The 23,646-nt window shown below is 61.1% G+C and carries 23 protein-coding genes; 7 read left to right on the forward strand and 16 right to left on the reverse strand.

The window, feature by feature from the left end; all coding sequences use genetic code 11:
* Positions 1-11: 11 nt before the first annotated feature.
* Positions 12-2,267: a heavy metal translocating P-type ATPase gene (locus tag PSH90_RS25210; protein ID WP_305381708.1), complete on the reverse strand. Its 2,256-nt coding sequence runs from the start codon at positions 2,265-2,267 to the stop codon at positions 12-14.
* An 84-nt stretch (positions 2,268-2,351) separates the two neighbouring features.
* On the opposite strand from PSH90_RS25210, the gene cadR reads away from it, so the two are divergent.
* Positions 2,352-2,801 carry a Cd(II)/Pb(II)-responsive transcriptional regulator gene (gene cadR / locus PSH90_RS25215; protein WP_305381709.1) on the forward strand — a complete coding sequence of 150 codons (450 nt, stop codon included), beginning with the start codon at positions 2,352-2,354 and terminating at the stop codon, positions 2,799-2,801.
* 125 nt (positions 2,802-2,926) lie between these two features.
* On the opposite strand, the gene PSH90_RS25220 is transcribed toward cadR, so the two are convergent.
* The 3 genes from PSH90_RS25220 to PSH90_RS25230 all read right to left on the reverse strand — a co-directional run bounded on the left by PSH90_RS25220 (position 2,927) and on the right by PSH90_RS25230 (position 5,626).
* Positions 2,927-3,898: a thymidylate synthase gene (locus tag PSH90_RS25220; RefSeq protein WP_305381710.1), complete on the reverse strand. Its 972-nt coding sequence runs from the start codon at positions 3,896-3,898 to the stop codon at positions 2,927-2,929.
* A gap of 50 nt (positions 3,899-3,948) precedes the next feature.
* The gene (gene lgt, locus PSH90_RS25225) at positions 3,949-4,764 is read right to left on the reverse strand and encodes a prolipoprotein diacylglyceryl transferase (RefSeq protein WP_016772683.1); all 816 of its coding nucleotides are present in this window, start codon (positions 4,762-4,764) and stop codon (positions 3,949-3,951) included.
* A gap of 79 nt (positions 4,765-4,843) precedes the next feature.
* Complete coding sequence (locus PSH90_RS25230) at positions 4,844-5,626, reverse strand: sulfite exporter TauE/SafE family protein (RefSeq protein ID WP_016772682.1); 783 nt, start codon at positions 5,624-5,626, stop codon at positions 4,844-4,846.
* A gap of 130 nt (positions 5,627-5,756) precedes the next feature.
* Here PSH90_RS25230 and PSH90_RS25235 point away from each other — a divergent pair, with 130 nt between their 5' ends.
* On the forward strand, positions 5,757-6,503 hold the full coding sequence (locus PSH90_RS25235; protein ID WP_305381712.1) for an NRDE family protein: 747 nt from the start codon (positions 5,757-5,759) through the stop codon (positions 6,501-6,503).
* A 209-nt stretch (positions 6,504-6,712) separates the two neighbouring features.
* On the opposite strand, the gene ptsP is transcribed toward PSH90_RS25235, so the two are convergent.
* Both ptsP and PSH90_RS25245 read right to left on the reverse strand, forming a co-directional pair.
* The gene (ptsP, locus tag PSH90_RS25240; RefSeq protein WP_041476855.1) at positions 6,713-8,992 is read right to left on the reverse strand and encodes a phosphoenolpyruvate--protein phosphotransferase; all 2,280 of its coding nucleotides are present in this window, start codon (positions 8,990-8,992) and stop codon (positions 6,713-6,715) included.
* A gap of 22 nt (positions 8,993-9,014) precedes the next feature.
* Complete coding sequence (locus PSH90_RS25245; protein ID WP_003229203.1) at positions 9,015-9,494, reverse strand: RNA pyrophosphohydrolase; 480 nt, start codon at positions 9,492-9,494, stop codon at positions 9,015-9,017.
* Positions 9,495-9,637: 143 nt separating this feature from the next.
* Here PSH90_RS25245 and PSH90_RS25250 point away from each other — a divergent pair, with 143 nt between their 5' ends.
* Positions 9,638-10,294 carry an HAD family phosphatase gene (locus PSH90_RS25250; RefSeq protein ID WP_041476856.1) on the forward strand — a complete coding sequence of 219 codons (657 nt, stop codon included), beginning with the start codon at positions 9,638-9,640 and terminating at the stop codon, positions 10,292-10,294.
* A gap of 120 nt (positions 10,295-10,414) precedes the next feature.
* Here the strand turns inward: PSH90_RS25250 and PSH90_RS25255 are convergent, their stop codons facing one another.
* Positions 10,415-10,828 (reverse strand): DUF2269 family protein, encoded by a 414-nt coding sequence (locus tag PSH90_RS25255; RefSeq protein WP_305381714.1) that lies wholly within the window; start codon positions 10,826-10,828, stop codon positions 10,415-10,417.
* A gap of 41 nt (positions 10,829-10,869) precedes the next feature.
* Positions 10,870-12,384, reverse strand: a complete 1,515-nt coding sequence (gene ilvA / locus PSH90_RS25260) for a threonine ammonia-lyase, biosynthetic (protein ID WP_016772678.1) — start codon at positions 12,382-12,384, stop codon at positions 10,870-10,872.
* Between the two features lie 317 nt (positions 12,385-12,701).
* Here ilvA and rpiA point away from each other — a divergent pair, with 317 nt between their 5' ends.
* Positions 12,702-13,376 carry a ribose-5-phosphate isomerase RpiA gene (gene rpiA / locus PSH90_RS25265; protein ID WP_007913886.1) on the forward strand — a complete coding sequence of 225 codons (675 nt, stop codon included), beginning with the start codon at positions 12,702-12,704 and terminating at the stop codon, positions 13,374-13,376.
* Positions 13,377-13,519: 143 nt separating this feature from the next.
* Here the strand turns inward: rpiA and PSH90_RS25270 are convergent, their stop codons facing one another.
* The 4 genes from PSH90_RS25270 to PSH90_RS25285 form a co-directional block, all read right to left on the reverse strand.
* Complete coding sequence (locus PSH90_RS25270) at positions 13,520-14,437, reverse strand: SdiA-regulated domain-containing protein (RefSeq protein WP_056786260.1); 918 nt, start codon at positions 14,435-14,437, stop codon at positions 13,520-13,522.
* Between the two features lie 117 nt (positions 14,438-14,554).
* Complete coding sequence (locus PSH90_RS25275) at positions 14,555-15,478, reverse strand: SdiA-regulated domain-containing protein (RefSeq protein ID WP_252868441.1); 924 nt, start codon at positions 15,476-15,478, stop codon at positions 14,555-14,557.
* A 204-nt stretch (positions 15,479-15,682) separates the two neighbouring features.
* Positions 15,683-16,348 carry a fumarylacetoacetate hydrolase family protein gene (locus PSH90_RS25280; protein WP_024014705.1) on the reverse strand — a complete coding sequence of 222 codons (666 nt, stop codon included), beginning with the start codon at positions 16,346-16,348 and terminating at the stop codon, positions 15,683-15,685.
* Between the two features lie 41 nt (positions 16,349-16,389).
* The gene (locus PSH90_RS25285) at positions 16,390-17,784 is read right to left on the reverse strand and encodes an FAD-binding oxidoreductase (RefSeq protein WP_305381715.1); all 1,395 of its coding nucleotides are present in this window, start codon (positions 17,782-17,784) and stop codon (positions 16,390-16,392) included.
* A 205-nt stretch (positions 17,785-17,989) separates the two neighbouring features.
* Between PSH90_RS25285 and serA the strand changes: the two genes are divergently transcribed.
* Positions 17,990-19,219, forward strand: a complete 1,230-nt coding sequence (gene serA, locus PSH90_RS25290) for a phosphoglycerate dehydrogenase (RefSeq protein WP_024014707.1) — start codon at positions 17,990-17,992, stop codon at positions 19,217-19,219.
* 51 nt (positions 19,220-19,270) lie between these two features.
* Here serA and PSH90_RS25295 read toward each other — a convergent pair whose 3' ends face one another.
* Complete coding sequence (locus PSH90_RS25295) at positions 19,271-19,696, reverse strand: DUF4399 domain-containing protein (RefSeq protein WP_305381717.1); 426 nt, start codon at positions 19,694-19,696, stop codon at positions 19,271-19,273.
* Positions 19,697-19,831: 135 nt separating this feature from the next.
* On the opposite strand from PSH90_RS25295, the gene PSH90_RS25300 reads away from it, so the two are divergent.
* Entirely contained in the window at positions 19,832-20,395 is a 564-nt protein-coding gene (locus PSH90_RS25300; RefSeq protein WP_095181303.1) for a transporter substrate-binding domain-containing protein, read from the forward strand.
* Between the two features lie 224 nt (positions 20,396-20,619).
* On the opposite strand, the gene PSH90_RS25305 is transcribed toward PSH90_RS25300, so the two are convergent.
* Both PSH90_RS25305 and PSH90_RS25310 read right to left on the reverse strand, forming a co-directional pair.
* The gene (locus PSH90_RS25305) at positions 20,620-21,105 is read right to left on the reverse strand and encodes a DUF523 domain-containing protein (RefSeq protein WP_095181302.1); all 486 of its coding nucleotides are present in this window, start codon (positions 21,103-21,105) and stop codon (positions 20,620-20,622) included.
* A 2-nt stretch (positions 21,106-21,107) separates the two neighbouring features.
* Positions 21,108-21,740: a 2OG-Fe(II) oxygenase gene (locus PSH90_RS25310; RefSeq protein ID WP_076564478.1), complete on the reverse strand. Its 633-nt coding sequence runs from the start codon at positions 21,738-21,740 to the stop codon at positions 21,108-21,110.
* A 108-nt stretch (positions 21,741-21,848) separates the two neighbouring features.
* On the opposite strand from PSH90_RS25310, the gene PSH90_RS25315 reads away from it, so the two are divergent.
* Entirely contained in the window at positions 21,849-22,583 is a 735-nt protein-coding gene (locus tag PSH90_RS25315) for a DUF2059 domain-containing protein (protein ID WP_041476866.1), read from the forward strand.
* 87 nt (positions 22,584-22,670) lie between these two features.
* Here PSH90_RS25315 and PSH90_RS25320 read toward each other — a convergent pair whose 3' ends face one another.
* Complete coding sequence (locus PSH90_RS25320; RefSeq protein WP_056786244.1) at positions 22,671-23,618, reverse strand: alpha/beta hydrolase; 948 nt, start codon at positions 23,616-23,618, stop codon at positions 22,671-22,673.
* Between the last annotated feature and the right edge of the window lie 28 nt (positions 23,619-23,646).

The raw sequence follows: 23,646 nt of genomic DNA on the forward strand, positions 1-23,646 counted from the left end.
TCTTTCCTCATCTATTTGCGCAGCAGGCGCAAACCGTTGAACACCACCAGCAGGCTCACACCCATATCGGCAAACACCGCCATCCACATGGTGGCGAGCCCGGCAAAGGTTACCGCAAGAAAGATCGCCTTGATCACCAGCGCCAGTGCGATGTTCTGTTTCAGGATGCTGGCGGTGTTGCGCGACAGGCTGATGAATGCGGGGATCTTGCGCAGATCGTCGTCCATCAGTGCGACATCGGCGGTTTCGATCGCGGTGTCGGTGCCGGCGGCGGCCATGGCGAAACCGATCTCGGCGCGGGCCAGTGCCGGGGCGTCGTTGATGCCATCGCCGACCATACCGACCCGGTGGCCCTGCTTGTACAAATCTTCAATCGCTTGCAGCTTGTCGGTCGGCAGCAAATCGCCGCGCGCCTCGTCGATGCCGACCTGGGCGGCAATCGCTTGCGCGGTGTGGACGTTGTCGCCGGTCAGCATCAGGGTTTTCACGCCGAGTTCATGCAACTGACGAATCGCTTCGCGGCTGGTTTCCTTGACCGTGTCGGCCACGGCGAACAGCGCCAGCGGGCCTGATTTGTCGAGCAGCAACACCACGGATTTGCCCTGCTTTTCCAGGGCGAACAGCTTCTCTTCCAGCTGCGGTGAGCACAGGCCAAGCTCTTCGACCAGACGATGGTTGCCCAAGTGATAAGTCTGGCCGTTGATGTCGCCTTTGACGCCCCGCCCGCCCAGCGCGGCGAAGTTATCCACAGTCAGCGCGGCGAGGTTTTTATCCACAGCGGCGTTGGCAATCGCCAGCGACACCGGGTGATCGGAGCGCCCGGCCAGCGCGGCGGCGATTGCCGGTGCGCTGGCATCGGCCGTCGGGTCGAGTGACAGGTAATCGGTCTGCACCGGTTTGCCGTGGGTGATCGTGCCGGTCTTGTCCAGCGCCAGATAATCAAGCTTGAAGCCGCCCTCCAGATACACGCCGCCCTTGACCAGAATGCCCTTGCGCGCCGCCGCCGCGAGGCCGCTGACGATGGTCACCGGGGTGGAAATCACCAGTGCGCACGGGCAGGCAACCACCAGCAACACCAGCGCGCGGTAGATCCAGTCGAACCACGCCGCGCCCATGAACAACGGCGGGATGATCGCCACGGCCATGGCGAAGACGAATACCGCCGGGGTGTAGATTTTCGAGAATTGGTCAACGAAACGCTGCGTCGGCGCCCGCGCGCCCTGGGCCTGTTCGACGGCGTGAATGATCCGCGCCAGGGTCGAATTGTTCGCCGCAGCGGTCACCGTGTATTCCAGCGAACCGGCCTGATTGATGGTGCCCGCGAAGACTTTGTCACCGACGGTTTTTTCCACCGGCAGGCTTTCGCCGGTGATCGGCGCTTGGTCGATGGTCGAGCTGCCGCTGACCACCGCGCCGTCCAGCGCGATGCGCTCGCCGGGTTTCACCCGCACGCGGGCGCCGAGATCGACGCTTTTTACCTCTTGTTCGCGCCAGTTGCCGTCAGCCTGCAATACCGTGGCCTGCTCCGGGGTCATCTGCATCAAGCCGCTGATCGCATTGCGTGCACGATCCAGCGAGCGCGCCTCAATCAGCTCGGCGACGGTGAACAGGAACATCACCATCGCCGCTTCCGGCCACTGGCCGATGAGGATCGCGCCCGTCACGGCGATGCTCATCAGCGCATTGATGTTGAGATTGCGGTTCTTCAGGGCGATCCAGCCCTTTTTATAAGTGCCGAGGCCGCCGCTGAGGATCGACACCAGCGCAACGACTGCCACCACCCAGTCCGGCGCGGCGCTGGTGAAATGAATGACTTCGGCGCCCAGCGCGGTCAAGCCGGACAGCGCCAATGGCCACCAGTGTTTTTTCACCGCAGCCGGTGCCGGCGCGTCGACACCCGCCTCCAGCGGCTCGGCGTGCATGCCGAGGGACTTGATCGCTTCGGTGATCGGCTCGGTGCCCGGCAGATTGTGGGTCACGCCAAGTACGCGGTTGATCAGGTTGAATTCCAGTTGCTGCACCCCGGCCAGTTTGCCGAGTTTGTTCTGGATCAGCGTCTGCTCGGTCGGGCAGTCCATTGCCTCGATGCGGAAGCTGCTCAGGCGCGCGTCGGCGCTGGTCTTTTCGCTCAGTTGCACCCGCGCAGGTGCGGCGGCATTTGACGAGCAGCAGGAATCGCCGCCGTGCGAATGTTTATGCACAGGCTGCAATTTATGACTGTGATCGTGACCGTCGCCGGGCTTGTGGGTGTGCAGGGAATCGCTCATTGGTCGCGTCCATGAAGGTGCCTGTTGCCAAGTAAAGACCCTGTAGCCACTATAGGGTCAAGCACCCTTTTGGAGATGGCGGTCATGAAGATCGGCGAACTGGCGAAACTCACCGACTGTGCGGTTGAAACCATCCGCTACTACGAGCGCGAAAACCTCCTGCCGGAACCGGCGCGCAGCGACGGCAACTATCGCGTCTACACCCAAGCCCACGCCGAGCGCCTGACCTTCATCCGCAACTGCCGCACCCTCGACATGACCCTCGAAGAAATCCGCAGCCTGCTCGCCCTACGCGACAGCCCGCAGGATCAGTGCGAGAGCGTCAATGCGCTGATCGACGAACATATTCAGCATGTGAAGGCGCGGATTGATGGCTTGCTGGCCTTGCAGACACAACTGCTCGACCTGCGCCAACGCTGTGGCGAAGGGCCGGAGGCGGATCAATGCGGGATCTTGCAGCGGCTGGAGGTGAGTGGCGGGGTTGCCGCGACCGAAGTTGAGCATTCCCACGTCGGCCGTAGCCACGGCCACTAAGCACACCGCAAAAACAAATGTGGGAGCGAGCCTGCTCGCGAAAGCGGTGTATCAGTCGACACATCTGTGACTGACACGCCCTCTTCGCGAGCAGGCTCGCTCCCACAGGGATATTGCGGTGTGGTTTAGACCGCCATCGGCGCGGTCATCGGCGGATGGTGCTCATAGCCTTCCAGCGAGAAATCACCCGGTTCCACCAGTTCCAGCCATTCCGGCTGATATACACCAGTCTTGGCAAACTCCGGCACGCGGTCGGAGATTTTCAGTTTCGGCATGGCAAACGGCTCGCGCTTGAGCTGTTCGTTGAGCATGTCCAGGTGGTTTTCGTAGACGTGCGCATCGCCGATGAAATAGGTGAACCAGCGCGGCGTATAGCCGGTCAGGCGACCGATCAGGCTCAGCAGTGCGGCGCCTTCGGTGAGGTTGAACGGCGTGCCCAGTCCCAGATCGTTGGAACGGATGTAGAGGGTCAGAGAAATCTCTTTGGTCTCGACATTCGGGTGGAACTGGTACAGCAGGTGGCATGGCGGCAGGGCCATTTCATCGAGCTGGGCGACGTTCCAGCCGTGGAACAGAATGCGGCGGCTGCCCGGATCCTTGATGATCGTGTCGACGCACTGGCGTACCTGGTCGATCGCCTTGTACAGCACGACGTAGGCCTGGCCGTCTTCTTCGCCCTGAGCGATCTGCTTGTAGCCGTTGCTCAGGGTCTGTTCGATGGCAGCGGTGTTGCTCAGCGGGATCTGCTTGTACGCCGGCCACTTGCGCCATTGCACGCCGTAGATTTCACCGAGGTCGTCGTCGCCCTGACGGAACGGGTTGGCCAGCCACTGCGCGTTTTCGTTGGCGTTCTGGTCCCAGACCTTGCAGCCCAGCGCGCGGAATTCAGCGGCGTTGTTCACGCCACGCAGAAAGCCGCACATCTCGCCGATGGCCGATTTGAAGGCCATTTTGCGCGTGGTGATCGCCGGGAAGCCTTCCTGCAGATCGAAACGCAGCATCGCTCCCGGGAAACTGATGGTGTTGATACCGGTGCGGTTGGCCTGTTTGGTGCCGTTCTGAATGACGTGCGAGACCAGTTCGAGATATTGCTTCATGAGGTACCTGTGTCCTTGGAGCCCCGGCGTCGCGCGCCGGGGTTCGTAGTTTAAGCCGTCGGCGCGAGCGGCGCTGCCGGGGCGCGACGATAGGCCAGCCAGATCAGCAACAGCCCGCCGACAATCATCGGCACGCAGAGCACCTGACCCATGGTCAGCCAGTTCCACGCCAAGTAGCCGAGCTGAGCATCCGGGACGCGGACGAACTCGACGATGAAACGGAAGATGCCGTAGAACAGCGCGAACATGCCGGAGACCGCCATGGTCGGACGCGGTTTGCGCGAGAAGATCCACAGGATCAGGAACAGCGCCACGCCTTCGAGGGCGAACTGATACAGCTGCGACGGGTGGCGCGGCAACTGCGCCGGATCGCTGAACGGCGGGAACACCATCGCCCACGGCACGTCGGTCGCCTTGCCCCACAACTCGGCGTTGATGAAGTTGCCGATGCGCCCGGCGCCCAGGCCGATCGGCACCATCGGCGCGACGAAGTCCATCAGCTGGAAGAACGACTTGCCATTGCGCTTGCCGAACCACAAGGCCGCGAGCATCACGCCGATGAATCCGCCGTGGAACGACATGCCGCCCTTCCACACTTCGAAAATCAGCGTCGGGTTGGCCAGGTACGCGCTCAGGTCATAGAACAGCACGTAACCCAGACGGCCGCCGACGATCACGCCCATCGATAGCCAGAACACCAGATCGGAGAGTTTCTCCTTGGTCCAGGTCGGGTCGAAGCGGTTGAGCCGGCGCGACGCCAACAGCCACGCGCCGCCGATGCCGATCAGGTACATCAGACCGTACCAGTGGATTTTCAGCGGACCGATGGCCAGGGCCACCGGGTCGATCTGCGGGTAAGGCAGCATTGCGACTCCTTGTTAGAGTTGAAAGCAAAATTCCCGGGTGACGCTGCCACCTCAGGATTAAGCCAGGATTGCCACGCGGTCAGAGCAGAAAGCTCAAACCCACGCAGAACAGCAAAGCGGCGAACAGCCTTTTCAGCAAGCGCGGCGACAACCTGTGCGCCAGACGCGCGCCGAGCCGAGCGAAGACCATGCTGGTCAGGGCGATGCCCAACAATGCCGGCAGATAAACAAAACCGAGACTATGGGCCGGCAACAACGGATCGTGCCACCCCAGAATCATGAAACTTGCTGCACTGGCCAGAGCGATCGGCAGACCACAGGCCGATGAGGTCGCCACGGCCTGCTGCATCGGCACGCTGCGCCAGGTCAGAAACGGCACGGTCAGCGAGCCGCCACCAATGCCGAAAATCGCCGAGGCCCAGCCAATCACCGTACCGGCAGCGGTCAGACCGAGTTTGCCCGGCACCGTTCGGCTGGCCTTGGGTTTGACATCCAGCGCCAGTTGCACGGCGATCACCAGGGCAAATACGCCGATGATCTTTTGCAGGTTCGGCCCGGAGATCGCTTCAGCCGTCAGCGCCCCGAAACCGGCACCGAGCAGGATACCCACGGTCATCCAGCGAAAAATCGCCCAGCGCACCGCGCCACGGCGGTGATGTTCACGCACGGCGTTGACCGAGGTGAAGATGATCGTCGCCAGCGACGTGCCCACCGCCAGGTGCGTAAGAATCGACTGATCGAAGCCCTGCAAAGTGAAGCTGAACACCAGCACCGGGACGATGATGATCCCGCCGCCAACGCCAAACAGCCCGGCGAGCACGCCCGCACAGGCACCGAGCGCCAGGTAGAGCAGAAATTCCATGACCGTCTCCAGCACGCATCGGCAAAACAGGAGCGGCATGTTAACGGATGCGCAGCCTTCTGCTCCACTGGCGATGGATGCACGGACGCCGGATGCGTAGAGTGGGCAAAAAACACACAAGGACCACCTTATGTGCCTGATTGTTTTCGCCTGGCGCCCGGGCCATGCCCAGCCGCTGGTCGTCGCGGCCAACCGCGACGAGTTCTACGCCCGCCCCAGCCTGCCATTGGCACCTTGGCCAGAAGCGCCGCATGTGCATGCCGGGCGCGATCTTGAAGCCGGCGGCACGTGGCTGGGGATCGGCAGCAACGGACGCTTCGCCGCGCTGACCAATATCCGCGATCCGCAACAGCCGCCCGCGACCAAATCCCGGGGCGAGCTGGTAGCGCGGTTTCTCACGACTGATCTGTCGATTGATGATTATTTGAGCGATGTAGTGGCCCGTGCCGCCGAATATGCCGGGTTCAATCTGCTGCTGGGCAATGCCCATGAGTTGTGGCATTTCAATGCACGAGCGTCAGAGCCGGTGATGTTGCAGCCTGGAGTTTATGGGTTATCCAACGCGGGGCTGGATACGCCGTGGCCGAAACTGCTCAAGGCCAGGGCGGCGTTGAGCGCGGTGCTGGACGATCCGCAGCCTGAGCGCTTGCTGGCCTTGCTGAGCGATGCACAGACCGCACCCGAGGCCGAGTTGCCGGATACCGGGGTGGGCATGGCGACGGAGTCGTTGCTGTCGAGCGTGTTTATTGCCAGCCAGAGTTATGGGACGCGGGCGAGTACAGCGTTGGTTGTACAGGCGGACGGCACGCGGCGGATGGTAGAGCGCAGTTTTGGGCCGTATGGCGGGCATCTCGGGGAAGTTGAGGTTTGTGTCTAACAGCAGCCCCTCACCCCAGCCCTCTCCCGGAGGGAGAGGGGGCGGACCGAGGTGTCTTGCGGTATACATCGACCTGAGAGATCGAGTCGATTATGGATTCAGCAAAGCACTTACAGGTCGACGGAGTTCTGCAGCATCCCCCAATCAGTCCCCTCTCCCTCTGGGCGGTCCGACGTTTCGGGAGGGCTAGGGTGAGGGGCTTTTGATCTTTAGAGAGCCTTGGTCACCACCGGCGAATTCATCTTGGCCAACCCGAGATTCTTCAGCGCCAGTTGCAGCGAGCTGTGGATAACCTGCGGGTTATCGATCTTCATCAATTCCGCCAGCATCTCCTGCGCCTTGCTCAGGTTCACCTGACGCAACATCCACTTCACCTTCGGCAGGTTGGTGGCGTTCATCGACAAGCTGTCGAAACCCATCGCCATCAACAGCACCGCCGCCGCCGGATCACCGGCCATCTCGCCGCAGATGCTCACCGGTTTGCCTTCGGCATGGGCGTCAGTGACCACGGTTTGCAGAGCTTGCAGCACCGCAGGGTGCAGATAGTCGTAGAGGTCGGCGACGCGCGGGTTGTTGCGGTCTACCGCCAGCAGATACTGGGTCAGGTCGTTGGAGCCGACGGAGAGGAAGTCGACCATCCGCGCCAGTTCCTTGGTCTGGTACACCGCTGCCGGGATTTCGATCATCACGCCGATCGGCGGCATCGGCACGTCGGTGCCTTCGTCGCGCACTTCGCCCCAGGCACGGTGGATCAGGTGCAGGGCTTCTTCGAGTTCGTGAGTGCCGGAGATCATCGGCAGCAGAATCCGCAGGTTGTTCAGGCCTTCGCTGGCCTTGAGCATCGCGCGGGTCTGCACGAGGAAGATTTCCGGGTGGTCGAGGGTGACGCGGATACCGCGCCAGCCGAGGAACGGGTTGTCTTCCTTGATCGGGAAGTACGACAGCGACTTGTCACCGCCGATGTCGAGGCTGCGCATGGTCACCGGTTGCGGGTGGAACGCGGCGAGCTGTTCGCGGTAGATCGCCAGCTGTTCCTTCTCGCTCGGGAAGCGCTGGTTGATCATGAACGGCACTTCGGTACGGTACAGGCCGACCCCTTCGGCGCCACGCTTCTGCGCCCGCGCCACATCGGCGAGCAGGCCGGTGTTGACCCACAGCGGCATGCGGTGGCCATCGAGGGTCACGCACGGCAGGTCGCGCAGGGTGTCGAGGCCCAGCGCCAGTTGTTTCTCTTCTTCGACGACTTCGGCGAACTGCTTGCGCAGTACTTCGCTGGGGTTGGTGTAGACCTCGCCACGGGTGCCGTCGACGATCATTTCGATGCCGTCGACCTTGGCGTACGGCAGATCGACCAGGCCCATCACTGTCGGAATGCCCATGGCTCGGGCGAGAATCGCGACGTGAGAGTTACCTGAACCGAGCACCGAGACCAGACCGACCAGCGTGCCTTCCGGCACCTCGCCGAGCATCGCCGGCGTCAGCTCTTCGCTGACCAGAATGGTTTTTTCCGGGTAGACCAGATTCTGCTGGCGCTCTTCCTGCAGATAGGCGAGCAGACGGCGGCCAAGGTCTTTGACGTCCGAAGCACGCTCGCGCAGGTAGGCGTCGTCCATCAGTTCGAAACGGTTGACGTGCTCAGTGACCACTTGACGCAGCGCGCCCTGAGCCCACTGCCCCGTCTTGATCACGGTGGTGATTTCGCTGCCCAGCGAGGCATCGTCGAGCATCATCAGGTAGACGTCGAACAGCGCGCGTTCTTCCGGGCGCAGCTGGGTCGCGAGTTTGGCGGACAAGGCGCGCATGTCGGCGCGCACGCCTTCGATGGCAGTCTTGAACAGCGCCAGCTCAGCGTCGATGTCGGTGATGGTCTTGTCCGGCACCACGTCCAGGTCCGCCGGCGGCAGCATCACCACGGCGGTACCGACGGCAGCACCCGGCGAACCCGGTACGCCGACGAACTTGGCTTCCTGAATGCCCTTGCCCTGCCGGCCCAGACCACGGATCGAACCGGTGGCCTCGGCGTGGGCGATCACGCCGGCAAGCTGCGCGCTCATGGTCACGAGGAAGGCTTCTTCACCTTCGTCGAACTGGCGGCGTTCTTTCTGCTGGATGACCAACACGCCGACGACGCGGCGGTGGTGAATGATCGGTGCACCGAGGAACGAGGCGTAACGCTCTTCACCGGTTTCGGCGAAGTAGCGATAGCGCGGGTGAACCGAAGCGTTTTCCAGGTTCAGGGGTTCTTCACGCGTGCCGACCAGACCGACCAGACCCTCGTTGGGGGCCATGCTGACCTTGCCGATCGAGCGCTTGTTCAAGCCCTCGGTGGCCATCAGGACGAAGCGATTGGTTTCCGGATCAAGCAGGTAGACCGAGCAGACCTGGCTGCCCATGGCCTCTTTGACGCGCAACACAATAATCCCCAACGCCGCCTTGAGATCCTTGGCGGAGTTAACTTCCTGGACGATCTTGCGCAGCGTATTGAGCATGGCTCGGGGTCGAACTCCGTCGTCAGTCGCGCGCTAAAAGGCGCGGGGCAAGCTCTTTGAGAGCGCGTCGATACACCTCGCGCTTGAATGTCACCACCTGGCCCAACGGATACCAATAGCTGACCCAGCGCCAGCCATCGAACTCCGGTTTACCGGTCAGATCCATCCGCACCCGCTGCTCGTTGGAGATCAGGCGCAGGAGGAACCATTTCTGTTTCTGGCCGATGCACAGCGGTTGGCTGTGGGTACGCACCAGGCGTTGAGGCAAACGATAGCGCAACCAGCCCCGGGTACAGGCCAGTATTTCAACATCTTCACGTTCCAGGCCAACTTCTTCGTTCAGCTCGCGGTACAAGGCGTCTTCCGGCGTCTCCTCGGGGTTGATCCCCCCTTGCGGAAACTGCCAGGCGTCCTGATTGATACGGCGAGCCCATAGCACCTGGCCGGCGTCATTCGTCAGAATGATCCCGACATTGGGGCGGAAACCATCGGGGTCGATCACGGCAACAACCTCGCAAACGCATGTCGCCGCATTGTTCCACAAAGCTTGATCAGGCGGCAACGAAGGTTCCTACCTTATGTGCACTCTTGTGAAAAGACCGTATTCTTGTCGCCTTTTTACTGACTTTTCAGCGGGTAACTGCAATGCGCCTGGCTTTATTCGATTTGGACAACACCCTTCTGGGCGGCGACAGCGATCACGCTTGGGGCGATTATCTGTGCGAGCGCGGCTTCCTCGACCCGATCGCCTACAAGGCGCGTAACGACGAGTTCTATCAGGATTACCTGGCCGGCAAGCTGGACAACGCCGCCTACCTGAACTTCTGCCTGGAAATTCTCGGCCGCACGGAAATGGCCGTGCTTGAGCAATGGCACAGCGATTACATGCGCGACTGCATCGAGCCGATCGTGCTGCCCAAGGCACTGGAGCTGCTGAAGAAGCACCGCGATGCCGGCGACAAACTAGTGATCATCACCGCCACCAACCGTTTCGTGACGGCACCGATCGCCGTGCGCCTGGGCGTGGAAACCCTGATTGCCACCGAATGCGAAATGATCGACGGCCGCTACAGCGGGCGCAGCACCGACATCCCGTGCTTCCGCGAAGGCAAGGTCACGCGCCTCAATCGCTGGCTGGAAGAGACCGGCTATTCGCTCGAGGACAGCTATTTCTATAGCGATTCGATGAATGATCTGCCGCTGCTGGAGCAGGTGGCGAATCCGGTGGCGGTGGACCCGGATCCGAATCTGCGGGCCGAGGCCGAGAAGCGTGGCTGGCCGGTGATTTCGTTGCGCGACTGAGATTGCTATCGCTGGCAAGCCAGCTCCCACAGGGTTCTCAGTGTCCACTTAATCTGTGTTCACTGAATACCCCTGTGGGAGCTGGCTTGCCAGCGATGGGGGTCAACTCGGCCTCAAGCCTTAAACCGGCTTGGCCCCCATCAACGCCGCGATGGCGACAAATCCGACGCCGCTGACAATCGCCAGCGCCAGATTGAATGTGCGATTGCCCACCCCGCTCGTCCACAACCGATCCAGCCGGACCAGCAGCCAGACCGCACTGAACGTGGCCACGGCGTAGATCACGCTGGATCCCAGAATCCACAATTGGCCCAATGGCCAGCCCACCAGGTGCACCAACCACCAGCCGGTGAAAGGCATGCTGAGCATGCCGATCAGCATCAGACACCAGATGAACAGCCACGGACGGCGCATCGTACTGGCCGGCCCTTCGCTGCGATTTCGCCAGCTCAGGGCGGCGAGCCCCAGCCCGCTCGCGAGGATAACCACGGTCGCCGCAACGTGGAGGACTTTCAGGGTGGTCAGGGTTTCCATGTCGTTCTCATCCGTAGATCCATGCCCATCAGCGTAGCCGCTCAGCCAAGAAACAGCTGATAGGCCGGGTTGTCGCTTTCATCCCAGTATGGATAGCCGATTTCCGCCAGCGCCGCCGGCACCAGATGACGTTCGTCATGCGGCACTTGCAAGCCGGCGACCACACGCCCGTCCGCCGCGCCGTGGTTGCGGTAGTGGAACATCGAGATGTTCCAGCGCCCGCCGAGCTTGTTGAGGAAGTTGAACAGCGCGCCCGGGCGCTCCGGGAATTCGAAGCGCAGCACCACTTCATCGACCACCTGCGCGGCGCGGCCACCGACCATGTGGCGAATGTGCAGCTTGGCCAGCTCGTTGTCGGTCAGGTCGAGCACCGGAAACCCCTGTTCGGTCAGGCTCGCCAGCAAGGCGCTGCGCGGATCGTTGTCCGGGTGGGTCTGTACGCCGACGAAGATGTGCGCTTCGCTGCCGGTGTTGTAGCGGTAGTTGAATTCGGTGATCTGGCGCTTGCCAATGGCTTCGCAGAACGCCTTGAAGCTGCCGGCCTTTTCCGGAATGGTCACGGCGATGATCGCCTCGCGACCTTCGCCCAGTTCGGCGCGCTCGGCGACGTGGCGCAGGCGGTCAAAATTGACGTTGGCGCCGGAGTCGATGGCGACGAAAGTCTGGCCGCTGACGCCACGCTGCTCGACGTACTTCTTGATCCCGGCCACGCCCAATGCGCCGGCAGGCTCGGTGATCGAGCGGGTATCGTCGTAGATATCCTTGATCGCCGCGCAGATCTCGTCGGTGCTGACAGTAATCACTTCATCCACGTAATCCTTGCAGATCTCGAAGGTGTACTGGCCGATCTGCGCCACCGCCACGCCGTCGGCGAAGATGCCGACAGTCGGCAGAACCACGCGCTCGCCCGCTGCCATTGCCGCTTGCAGGCAGTTGGAGTCGTCCGGTTCGACGCCAATTACCTTGATGTCCGGACGCAGGTATTTCACGTACGCCGCGATACCGGCGATCAGGCCGCCACCGCCGACCGGGACGAAAATCGCATCCAGCGGCTGCGGGTGCTGACGCAGGATTTCCATGGCCACGGTGCCCTGCCCGGCAATGGTGTGCGGATCGTCGTACGGGTGGATGTAGACGTAGCCTTTTTCATCGACCAGTTTCAGCGAATAGGCCAGCGCTTCCGGAAACGAGTCACCGTGCAGCACCACTTTGCCGCCGCGCGAACGCACGCCTTCAACTTTGATTTCCGGGGTGGTCTTGGGCATGACGATGGTGGCTTTGACGCCCAACACTTTCGCCGCCAGAGCCAGACCCTGCGCATGATTGCCCGCCGACGCGGTGACCACGCCGCGGGCGCGCTCTTCGTCGCTCAGTTGCGTCAGCTTGTTGTAGGCGCCGCGAATCTTGAACGAGAACACTGGCTGCAAGTCTTCGCGCTTGAGCCAGATGTCATTGCCCAGCCGCTCGGAGAGCTGGCGGGCGTTCTGCAGCGGGGTTTCTACGGCAACGTCATAAACGCGCGAGGTGAGGATCTTTTTGACGTACTGTTCGAGCATCGGAAAGCATCACTGGCGACTGGGCGGGACCAGCGAGTCTAACCCGCCTTTTGCCGAGGCGACCACACTAAACAGGTGGTTTTAAGGTCTGGAAACCCAATCTTGAGTGAGCACCGTTGTGGTGAGGGGATTTATCCCCGCTGGAGTGCGAAGCGCTCCCCTGCTTTTTTTCAGTCACACCGCGTTCCTGGGTTTTACGACGACTGCGTCGCCGAACGGGGATAAATCCCCTCGCCACAGCTTGTTTCCCCCTGTACCACCGCGAGGCCTATAATGCCGGCCTTTCTGCCCAACCCTTGCCCGCTTCCGGAGCCCGCATGACCCAGGATCAACTCAAACAGGCCGTGGCCCAGGCCGCCGTCGACTTCATCCTGCCGAAACTCGACGACAAGAGCATCGTCGGCGTCGGCACCGGCTCCACCGCCAATTGCTTCATCGACGCCCTGGCCCAGCACAAGGGCGCGTTCGATGGCGCGGTCGCCAGCTCCGAAGCCACCGCCGCGCGCCTCAAGGGCCATGGGATTCCGGTGTATGAGCTGAATACCGTCAGCGATCTGGAGTTCTACGTCGACGGCGCCGATGAGAGCGATGCGCACCTGAACCTGATCAAGGGCGGCGGCGCGGCCCTGACCCGCGAGAAGATTGTCGCCGCCGTGGCCAAGACCTTCATCTGCATCGCCGACGCCAGCAAACTGGTGCCGGTGCTCGGCGAGTTCCCGCTGCCGGTGGAAGTCATCCCGATGGCCCGCAGCCACGTAGCCCGCCAACTGGTGAAACTCGGTGGCGACCCGGTGTACCGCGAAGGCGTGCTGACCGACAACGGCAACATCATCCTCGACGTGTTCAACCTGCAGATCACCAACCCGGTGGAGCTGGAAGCACAGATCAATGCCATCGTCGGCGTGGTCACCAACGGCCTGTTCGCCGCGCGTCCGGCGGATCTGTTGTTGCTGGGCACCAGTGAAGGCGTGAAAACCCTGAAGGCTGAGTAACAGACTGCCCCACTTGCCATGGGCTGATAAATAACCTGTGGGAGCGAGCCTGCTCGCGAAAGCGTCGGGTCAGTCAACATATTCAGAGACTGATCAACCGCCTTCGCGAGCAGGCTCGCTCCCACAGTGTTTTGTGATGTCAGTTAGTTTGGTGTGGGTTTTTTGAAGACGTAAAACAGATTCGGCTCGCTCACCAGGTACAACGTGCCGTCATCATCCATTGCAATTCCCTCCGCCTGCGGCACGGTTTTCTGCAAACCCTGGCGCCCGCCGCTGATCGACATGGTGCTCAACGGGCGCCCGTCGACATCCAGTTCGATGATCAAGCGCGACTCGTCCGACAGCGCCAGCAAGTGCCCGCTGCGCTCGTCGTACTGCAGACTCGACAGATCACGCACAAACATTCCGGCATCGCGCTTGGGGTTGTTGATCACGTGCACCGCGTAGGTCTTGTCCGGTTTGAAATGCGGGAAGCCGTGGACTTCGTAGATCAGCATCGGGTCGCGTTCTTTCGCCACGAATAGCCGCTTGCCCACAGAATCATAAGCCAGCCCTTCGAAACCCTTGTTGCCGGACATGTGCACGCCAAGGGTCATTTGCTCGGCATCCTCGGCATCGAGAAAAGTGGTGTCGGCCTCGAGGTGGATCTTGATCAGGCGTTGCTGACGCTCGTCGGTGATCACGTAGGTGTCGGCACTGATGTACTCGACGGCTTCCGGATCGCCAAACCCCACCAGAGCGATGCGCCGCAGAATCTTGCCTTCCAGGGACAATTCGACCAGTTCGGAATTCTTGTTGGTCACGGTGAATAGGCTTTTACGCACCGGATCGTAGGTCAGCGCCGAGACGTCATCGTCGAGCCCCTCGATCGGCCGCGCCTCGATCGTCACCCGATACTGGTCGAGCCCGATCGCCTCGCTGCTCACCGGTTGCCACAGCGTGTGCAGGTTGAACCAGGCGCGCTCGAACAGACGCAGGTATTGGCCGATCGCGATCAACGCAATCAGGACAATCATCAACAGGACGAGAATCAGCGGTTTGGGGCGGGCAAGTCGACGCATTCAGGCAGGCTCGGATTCATGACAGGCCGATGAAATATCACGCCCGTCTGAATTGAAGCTTAATGGCCACTTGCCTCGCACGACAACTGCGCAATTCCGCAATTACTGTAGGGAAAGTTACCGATGTTTTTCGAATCGGTAGAACAGGTTCGGCTCGCTGACCATGTACAGCGTGCCGTCCTCATCCATGGTCATGCCTTCGGCGCGGGGAATGGTGTCTTTCAGACCGTTGAAATTCCCAAGCAACGTCATGAAGCTGACTTGCTTGCCATCCTCGTCGAGTTCAAGCAACAGATGTGAATCCGCCGACAGCACCAGCAGATGGCCAGTGCGCGGATCGACAGCCAGCGCCGACAGGTTGCGCAGATCCAGCTGATCGCTGGCCAGTTTCTGCTTGTCGCCCTGCAGGGTCTGGCCGCCATCGCTTTTCCACGTGAACAGCGCCGGTGGGCGTTCCTCCCCCAGAATCAATCGCTGATTGCGCGGATCCCACGTGATGGCCTCAAATGCCTTGTTCTGATCTTTCGACGGCCCGAGGTCGTATTTGGGGAAATCGGCGATGTTCAGCTCACGAGTCGCGGCATCGACCTTAATGATCGACAAGGTATGCTCACGCTCATCGACAATGGCCAGCAAACCGTTTTCCATGACCGTCAAGCCTTCCGGATTGCTCCAGCCCACCAACGGCATCTTGCGCAACACGTCGCCCTGAAGCGTCAGCTCGACCAGGAAGGCATTCTTGCCCATCACCGCAAACAGGGTCTTGGTCTGCGGGTTGTAGGCCAGATCCGAGGCTTCGTCTTTCTCCATCCCCGGCAGCGGCTTGGCATCGATCACCACCTGATAATCCGGCAGCCACACACTCTCCTTTTGCTCGGCCTTGCTCTCGAAGCGCTCCAGCACCCACAGCACGCCGCGATCATCCCAATGCATGGCGAACGCCAGCCCATAGGCTGCGGCGATGACCAGCAACAGCCAGACATACCAGCGCAGGACGAAGCGCGAACGGGAGGGGGATTTCTGCTGAGTTCGAGATGCCATCGAGGGATGCGTTCCGTTAATTCAGGCCAAGGGTAATAGCACAAAGAGGCCGGCTGAGACGCCAGAATCGCGGGAATTATCCAGAGAGGATGTGAAAAAAACGGGAAATGGCGGGATTGCCGTGTGCGTTTGCCAGCAACACACTTGTGGCGAGGGGATTTATACCCTCACCACAAAGCTCACCCCCTGCAAGGGGTTCCGCGGTTAGCGCACGCTGCTGCTGAAGCTGCTCGCCCCCGGCAGCTCGAGGACGATTTCATCGCCGACGTTCAGCGGGCCGACGCCCACTGGCGTACCCGTAAGGATCACGTCACCGGCCTGCAGCGAGAAGCAGCCAGCCATGTGCTGGATCATCGGCACGATCGGGTTGAGCATCGCGCTGCTGTTGCCGTCCTGGCGCACTTCGCCGTTGATGGTCAGGCGGATGCCGATGTCGGTCAGGTCAGCGAAGGTGCTGCCGACCACGAACGGCGCGATCACCGCCGCGCCGTCGAACGACTTGGCGATTTCCCACGGCAGGCCCTTGGCTTTCAGCTCGGCTTGCTTGTCGCGCAGGGTCAGGTCCAGCGCCGGGGCGAAGCCTGAGATCGCATCGAGGACTTCTTCACGGCTCGGCTTGGTCGACAGCGGCTTGCCGATCAACACGGCGATCTCCGCCTCGTAGTGCACTGAACCACGCTCGGTCGGAATGCTGAACCCGCCTTCCAGCGGCACCACGCAACTGCCCGGCTTGATGAACAGCAGCGGCTCGGTCGGCACTGGGTTATCCAGTTCCTTGGCGTGTTCGGCGTAATTGCGGCCAATGCATACGACTTTCCCGATCGGGAAGTGAATGCGCGTGCCGTCGACGTACTGGTGCTGATAGCTCATTTACCGACTCCTGCCTTTATTGATTCAACAGAGATTACCGATCAAACCGGGAAAATCTTGCCCGGGTTCATGATGCCGTTCGGGTCGAACACTGCCTTGACCGCTTTCATGTACTCGATCTCGGCCGGCGAGCGGCTGTAGGTCAGGTAATCACGCTTGGTCATACCGACGCCGTGCTCGGCCGAGATCGAGCCGTTGTATTTCTCGACGGTTTCGAACACCCACTTGTTGACGGTGGCGCACTTGGCGAAGAACTCGTCCTTGCTCAGGTTTTCCGGCTTGAGGATGTTCAGGTGCAGATTGCCGTCGCCGATGTGGCCGAACCAGACGATTTCGAAATCCGGGTAGTGCTCGCCAACGATCGCGTCGATTTCGCGCAGGAACGCCGGCACTTTCGAGACGGTAACCGAGATGTCGTTCTTGTACGGCGTCCAGTGGGAAATGGTTTCGGAAATGTACTCGCGCAGCTTCCACAGATTGTGCAACTGGGTTTCGCTCTGGCTCATCACGCCGTCGAGCACCCAGCCCTGTTCTACGCAGTGTTCGAAGGTTTCCAGCGCGCTATTGGCCACTTCTTCGGTAGTCGCTTCGAATTCCAGCAGGGCGTAGAACGGGCACTCGGTGTCGAATGGCGCCGGCACGTCGCCACGGCCCATGACCTTGGCCAGCGCCTTGTCGGAGAAGAATTCGAACGCCGTCAGGTCGAGTTTGCCCTGGAAGGCATGCAGCACCGGCATGATCGAATCGAAATCGGCGGTGCCGAGGACCATCGCCGTGAGGTTTTTCGGCGCGCGATCAAGGCGCATGGTCGCTTCGACGACGAAACCGAGGGTGCCCTCGGCGCCGATGAACAGCTGACGCAAGTCGTAACCGGTGGCGTTCTTGATCAGGTCCTTGTTCAGTTCGAGCACATCGCCCTTGCCGGTGACGACTTTCATGCCGGCCACCCAGTTGCGGGTCATGCCGTAGCGAATCACTTTGATCCCGCCGGCATTGGTGCCGATATTGCCGCCAATCTGGCTGGAACCTGCCGAGGCGAAGTCGACCGGATAGTACAGGCCGTTTTCTTCGGCGACGTTCTGCAGATGCTCAGTGACCACGCCCGGTTGGCACACGGCAGTGCGGTCGGTGAGGTTGACGTCGAGAACCTGGTTCATGTAATCGAACGAAACCACCACTTCGCCATTGGCCGCCACCGCAGCGGCGGACAACCCGGTGCGCCCGCCGGATGGCACCAGCGCAACCTTGTGAGTGTTGGCCCAACGCACCACGGCCTGCACTTGCTCGATGGTCTTGGGAAACACGATGGCGCTCGGTGCCGGGGCGAAGTGTTTGGTCCAATCCTTGCCGTAAGTGTTCAGGGAGTCGGCGTCAGTGAGGACTTTGCCAGGCTCAACCAGGGTCTTCAGTTCATCAATCAGCGCAGGATTGGTCATCGACAGAACTCTCGAACAATTCATGGTCATCCTGAGAACGCTTCACGTCGCAGGAATGAGTGTTTAGCGGGGTGGCTATGCTAGCATACCGACCCCGCCGGACAGTGCCCAAGGCCAGATCCGCGGTGACGGCTTTGTTGCCGTGCGGGTCAGCTCCAGGCTGCTCCCTCCCTGCCATTTTTCTCCGGGATACAGGTTTACGCAGATGAGCAAGACTTCTCTCGATAAGAGCAAGATCAAGTTCCTTCTTCTCGAAGGCGTCCACCAATCGGCTGTCGACGTCCTCAAGGCGGCGGGCTACACCAGCATCGAATACCTGACTGGTTCCTTGCCGGAAGCCCAGCTCAAGGAAAAGATTGCTGACGCTCACTTCATCGGCATTCGCTCGCGCACGCAACTGACCGAAGAGATCTTCGATCACGCGAAGAAACTGGTCGCGGTCGGCTGTTTCTGCATCGGCACGAACCAGGTTGACCTCAGTGCGGCCCGCGAGCGCGGTATCGCCGTGTTCAACGCACCGTACTCCAACACCCGTTCCGTAGCGGAACTGGTACTGGCCGAAGCGATCCTGCTGCTGCGCGGCATCCCTGAGAAAAATGCCTCCTGCCACCGTGGCGGCTGGATCAAGTCCGCTGCCAACTCGTTCGAGATCCGTGGCAAGAAGCTGGGCATCGTCGGCTACGGCTCGATCGGCACGCAGTTGTCGGTGCTGGCTGAAGGTCTGGGCATGCAAGTGTTCTTCTATGACACCGTGACCAAGCTGCCACTGGGCAACGCTACGCAGGTCAACAATCTGCACGAGCTGCTGGGCATGTCCGATATCGTCACCCTGCACGTACCGGAAACCGCCGCCACTCAGTGGATGATCGGCGAGAAGGAAATCCGCGCCATCAAGAAGGGCGGCATTCTGATCAACGCTGCACGTGGCACCGTGGTCGAGCTCGACGCCTTGGCGGACGCGATCAAGGACAAGCACCTGATCGGCGCGGCCATCGACGTGTTCCCGGTGGAGCCCCGCTCCAACGACGAAGAGTTCGAAAGCCCGCTGCGTGGCCTCGACAACGTGATCCTGACCCCGCACATCGGCGGCTCGACCGCCGAAGCGCAAGCCAACATCGGTCTGGAAGTAGCGGAGAAACTGGTCAAGTATAGCGACAACGGTACCTCGGTGTCGTCGGTCAACTTCCCGGAAGTGGCCCTGCCGGCTCACCCTGGCAAGCACCGCCTGCTGCACATCCACGAGAACATCCCGGGTGTGATGAGCGAGATCAACAAGGTCTTCGCCGAAAACGGCATCAACATCTCCGGTCAGTTCCTGCAGACCAACGAGAAGGTCGGTTACGTGGTGATCGACGTCGACGCCGAATACTCGGAGCTGGCGCAAGAGAAGCTGCAACACGTCAACGGTACTATCCGTAGTCGGGTGCTGTTCTAAGCACAGCGTTCGTAGCGCAAGAAAAAGGGAGCCCCGAAAGGCTCCCTTTTTTTATTTCACGTTGACCGTGATTTTTTCCGAAACGATCGATGGGTCGAACGGCATGTGGCCGCTGTCGCCGAGGATCAGTTGCAAGGTGTGCTTGCCGGGGCCCAGTTTGATCGTGGCTTCGGTCTGCGCCTTGCCGAAATGCATGTGGTGAGCGTCCGTCGGGATCGGCGCGCCTTCGGCCGGCAGGTCGTCGACGTCGATCAGCAGGTGATGGTGGCCGGTGTTCTTGGTGGTGTCACCCGCCGGGGCCAGCGCGATGTTCTTGACGCCGAACTTGACCTTGAATTCCTGCGAGACGGTGGCGCCGTCCTCGGGAGAAACGATGAACACTTCAGCATCCTTCGGCGCCGGTGTCGCCGCACTGGCCAGCACCGAAACACCCATCAGCACACCGGCCAACGCTGCACGAGACATAAAGCTTTTCATTTTCTTCTCCAGTTTTTCCGTAAAATCCGCACGGTCATGACAACTTCATGACCATTCGTTGTCGAAGGCACTCGACAACCATAGCAAAGCGAGCCTGAATCAGAGCGTCGCGATAATGATTTCAAAGGAGTGACCATGCGCTTGCTGCCTGGCCTGATCTGCCTGCTACCCCTTCTGAGCCCGCTGGCTCACGCCGAACTGATTGATGACGTCAACGACCGTGGCGAGCTGCGCATAGCCCTTGAGGCTAATACACCGCCCTTCAATTACAAGGAAGGCGACACCCTCACGGGGTTCGAGGTCGAGCTTGGGCAACTTCTGGCCCAGGAGCTGGATGTACGCGCCGACTTCATCGTCACCGACGAGGGCGACCTGCTCCAGGGCGTTGAAAGCGGCAAATACGATGTCGCGCTCAACCACATAGCACTGACACCCGAACTCAAGGATCGTTTCGACTTCAGCGAGCCGTACGGCGAGGTCGACGGGCAGTTGCTGGCAAAGAAGGACGAGACGCCGCGGCCGCTGGTGCTGGTGCAGGCGTTGACCGAAGCGAAGCCGAAAGCGGCAGCGCCGGTCGAGTTGGCGATCCCGTTTCAGAAGGGTAATCCGGCATTTCAGGCCAGCCTCAAGAGCGCGCTGGAACGGATCAAGGCGGATGGGCGGTTGGCGGCGCTGTCCGAGAAGTGGTTGAAACCGTAAGAGCCCCTCACCCTAACCCTCTCCCGGAGGGAGAGGGAACTGATCCGGGGATGCTTTAGAGGTACGCCGACTTGGGATTGCTATAACGAATCCGAAATCGACTGATCATGGCTTTGTCGAATCTCTGGTCGCCAAGGTCTTTCAGGTCGATGGACAGCGCCAGACACCTCGGTCGGCCCCCTCTCCCCCCGGGAGAGGGCTGGGGTGAGGGCAACGATGGCGGATCAGTCCAAAGCCGCCAGAGTCACCGCCGCCTCAACCAGCTCAAGTTCACTGAAAACCCGAACCCCATGACGCTTGAGCAACGCCGCCGTCACCCCTTCGCCACTGACTTTGACCCCACTGAACGTGCCGTCATACGTCAACAGATTCCCGCAAGAGGGGCTGTTGGCCTTGAGCACCGCCACCCGAATGCCGTGCTTTTGCACCAGTTCCAGCGCTTGCCGCGCCCCCTCGAGAAATTGCGCACTGACATCCTCGCCATCGGTAGTGATCACAGCAGCAGTGCCATCCAGCACCTCACCGCCCTGCCCGCCGGGAATCTCCGCCGCCGCCCTCGGCGTCGGCAATCCACCGGCCACCTCCGGACACAACGGCACTACCCGCCCTTCTTCGATCCACTGCTCAAGCAGATCAAACGGCCCGCTCGCGCCACCGTCATAGCGCACGCGATGGCCCAGCAGGCAGCGACTGACCAGGATCTTTTCCATGTTCAGAACGGCTCGTTGCCACGGCGACGGAACCAGCCAGTCAGCGACAGGCGCTCGCGATGGGCCGGCAACACTTCGTGGGGCACTTCGCCGGAGAGAAACACCACCAGGCAGCCGCCGGTCGGCTGCACGTCGTGCACACGTTCCTCGCCCAGGTACATGCGCAACTGGCCACCGTCCTCCGGCAACCAGGCCTCGTTGAGGTAGATGACGGCCGAGACCATGCGCCGGTCATCATCGCGAAAGCGGTCGAGGTGCTTGAGGTAGAACGCGCCGGGCGGGTACAGGGCGAAATGGCATTCGAAATCCTCAAGCCCCAGAAACAAGCCGCGATTGAGTGCCTCGCGCAGACTGTCCATCAGGCTCAGGTAGCGGTCAGTGGCGTCGGCCTGACCCGGGTCGATCCACTGGATGTGATCGCCGCGAATACCCTCGCGAATCTCCGAAAACGGCCCGCGACCGACCGCCGCCGGCGCCAGCTCACCCTCGGCTTCACGTTTACGGCACTCGGCCGCCAGCGCCCGGGTCAGATCGGCGGGCAGGAAGATGTTCTGCTGCGACCAGCCGTGTTCGGCCAGGTCGTCGACAATGCGTAACAGCAGCGGGTGTTCAGAGGATATCGGCATGGCGCGCATAGTATGCCGACGGCGATAAATCCGACAGAGCCACGCAGCGCCTTGCTAGGAATTCTCGACAAGTACCGGCACCGCACGGACAATAGTCCGCTGCTGACAGGAGTCCCTATGCGCCGTTTGCTTTTTTCACTGTTGATGTTCTGCGTATTGCCCGCCTGGGCGGACGGCCACGATCAGTTGTACAAGGTCGCCGGCTGGCCAGAACAACGCGCGCATTTCAACGATGCCCTGAGCGCCGCCCAGCAGCGCTATCAGAACAGCCTGCCGCCTGCGGTATTTCAGGCGCTGGTCAACAACAGCAATCAGCGCTTCGCCGCGCAGGCCATGGATCAGCGTGCCGAAGCGCAACTGCGGCAGAAACTCGCCGACCCGAAACCGGCGCTGACCTTCTTCCAGTCACCACTGGGCAAGAAAATCGTCGCCGCCGAATTGCTCGCAACCCGTCGCGATCAACTGGCAAAAAATGCCCAGGGCCTGCCGAAGATGCAGGCCAGCGACAGTCGCTTGCTGATCATCGGCCATCTCGCCCAGGCCCTGCCGGCCCGTGAGGCGGGCGCCGAGGTCAGTCTGGCGATTGCCGGCGTAGCGGCGGACAGCTTGAGTTCGATGATCCCGGGATTGCTCGGCGGCGGACAGGCACAGGGCATGTTGAACGGTCAGCGCCAGCGCCTGATGGATCAGATCGGCGCCGATCTGAACAACACGCTGCTCTATGTCTATCGCGACTTGTCGGATGAAGAGCTGGAAGAGTTTGCGACATTTGCCGAGTCGACCGAGGGCAAGGCTTACTACCAGGCGGCACTGGCGGCGATTCGGGCGGGGTTGGCGGTCGGCCAACCTTAAAAGATCGCAGCCTTCGGCAGCTCCTTGAAACGCGTCCCCCTGTAGGAGCTGCCGAAGGCTGCGATCTTTTGATCTTGCCTTAACGCTTCAGAGATTCCGGCCCCTGATCCGCTTGCTCAAGAATTCGAAATACTCCTCACGCATCTCCGCCGTTTCATTGGCCAGGTGATGCCGTGCCTCGGCCAACAGCAGAATCTGCGGCCGGTCGAACTTCCATTTCAACACCTGCAGATTGTGCTGCCAGTCGACTGTCATGTCCGCCTGTCCCTGAATGATCAGCGGCCGTCGCGGACTTTTTTTCGCGTGCTCGACGCGAATGATCCAGCGCGACAGCGCGCCCACCCACTTGGTCGGCAGGCGTCTTGGCTGCAACGGATCGGCCAGCAGAAACGGCAGAAAATCCGGATCGTTGGAGTTCTCGCTAAAGCGTCGCACCACCCCGCGCACAAACGGCCGCAGCAGGTAATAACTCAGCTGCGACCAGCCCCACGCCCTCGGTCGCACCAACGGCGCCAGCAGAATCACCTGCCCCTGCGCCGGGCTGTTCTCGCCATGATTGAGCAGATGATCGACGACAATCGCGCCACCGGTGCTTTGCCCGCACAAATGCCAAGGCTGCGGCAGCGCGATCGAGTTCGCTTCAGCGAACAGCGCCTGCAACACGTCCTGGTATTCAGCGAAATCACGAATGCTCGCTCGTGGCCCGCTCGACAATCCGTGTCCCGGCAAGTCGCAGGCGATCACGGCGAAATCCTGATCCAGCGCCCACTCGATCACATGCCGGTACAGGCCGATGTGATCGTAGTAACCGTGGAGCAGAAACAACGTCGCCTTGACCTTCTCCGGCCACCAGCAATGGCTGACCAGCTCGTAGCCATCGACTTCGAAACGGCCCATGCCGCGCCAGACATCGCGCTCGGCGAAGTCGGTCTTGTAGAAGCGCTGATAAGCCTTCGCCTCATCCGATAACGGCTGCCACTCGGCCAATGGCTTGAGGCTCGCGCGTAAATGATCGGGGTCGAAAGTATCAGGCATGCGCACATTCCAAAGCGGTAAACGGACT

It is taken from the genome of Pseudomonas sp. FP1762, from assembly GCF_030687105.1.
Lineage (GTDB): Bacteria > Pseudomonadota > Gammaproteobacteria > Pseudomonadales > Pseudomonadaceae > Aquipseudomonas > Aquipseudomonas siliginis.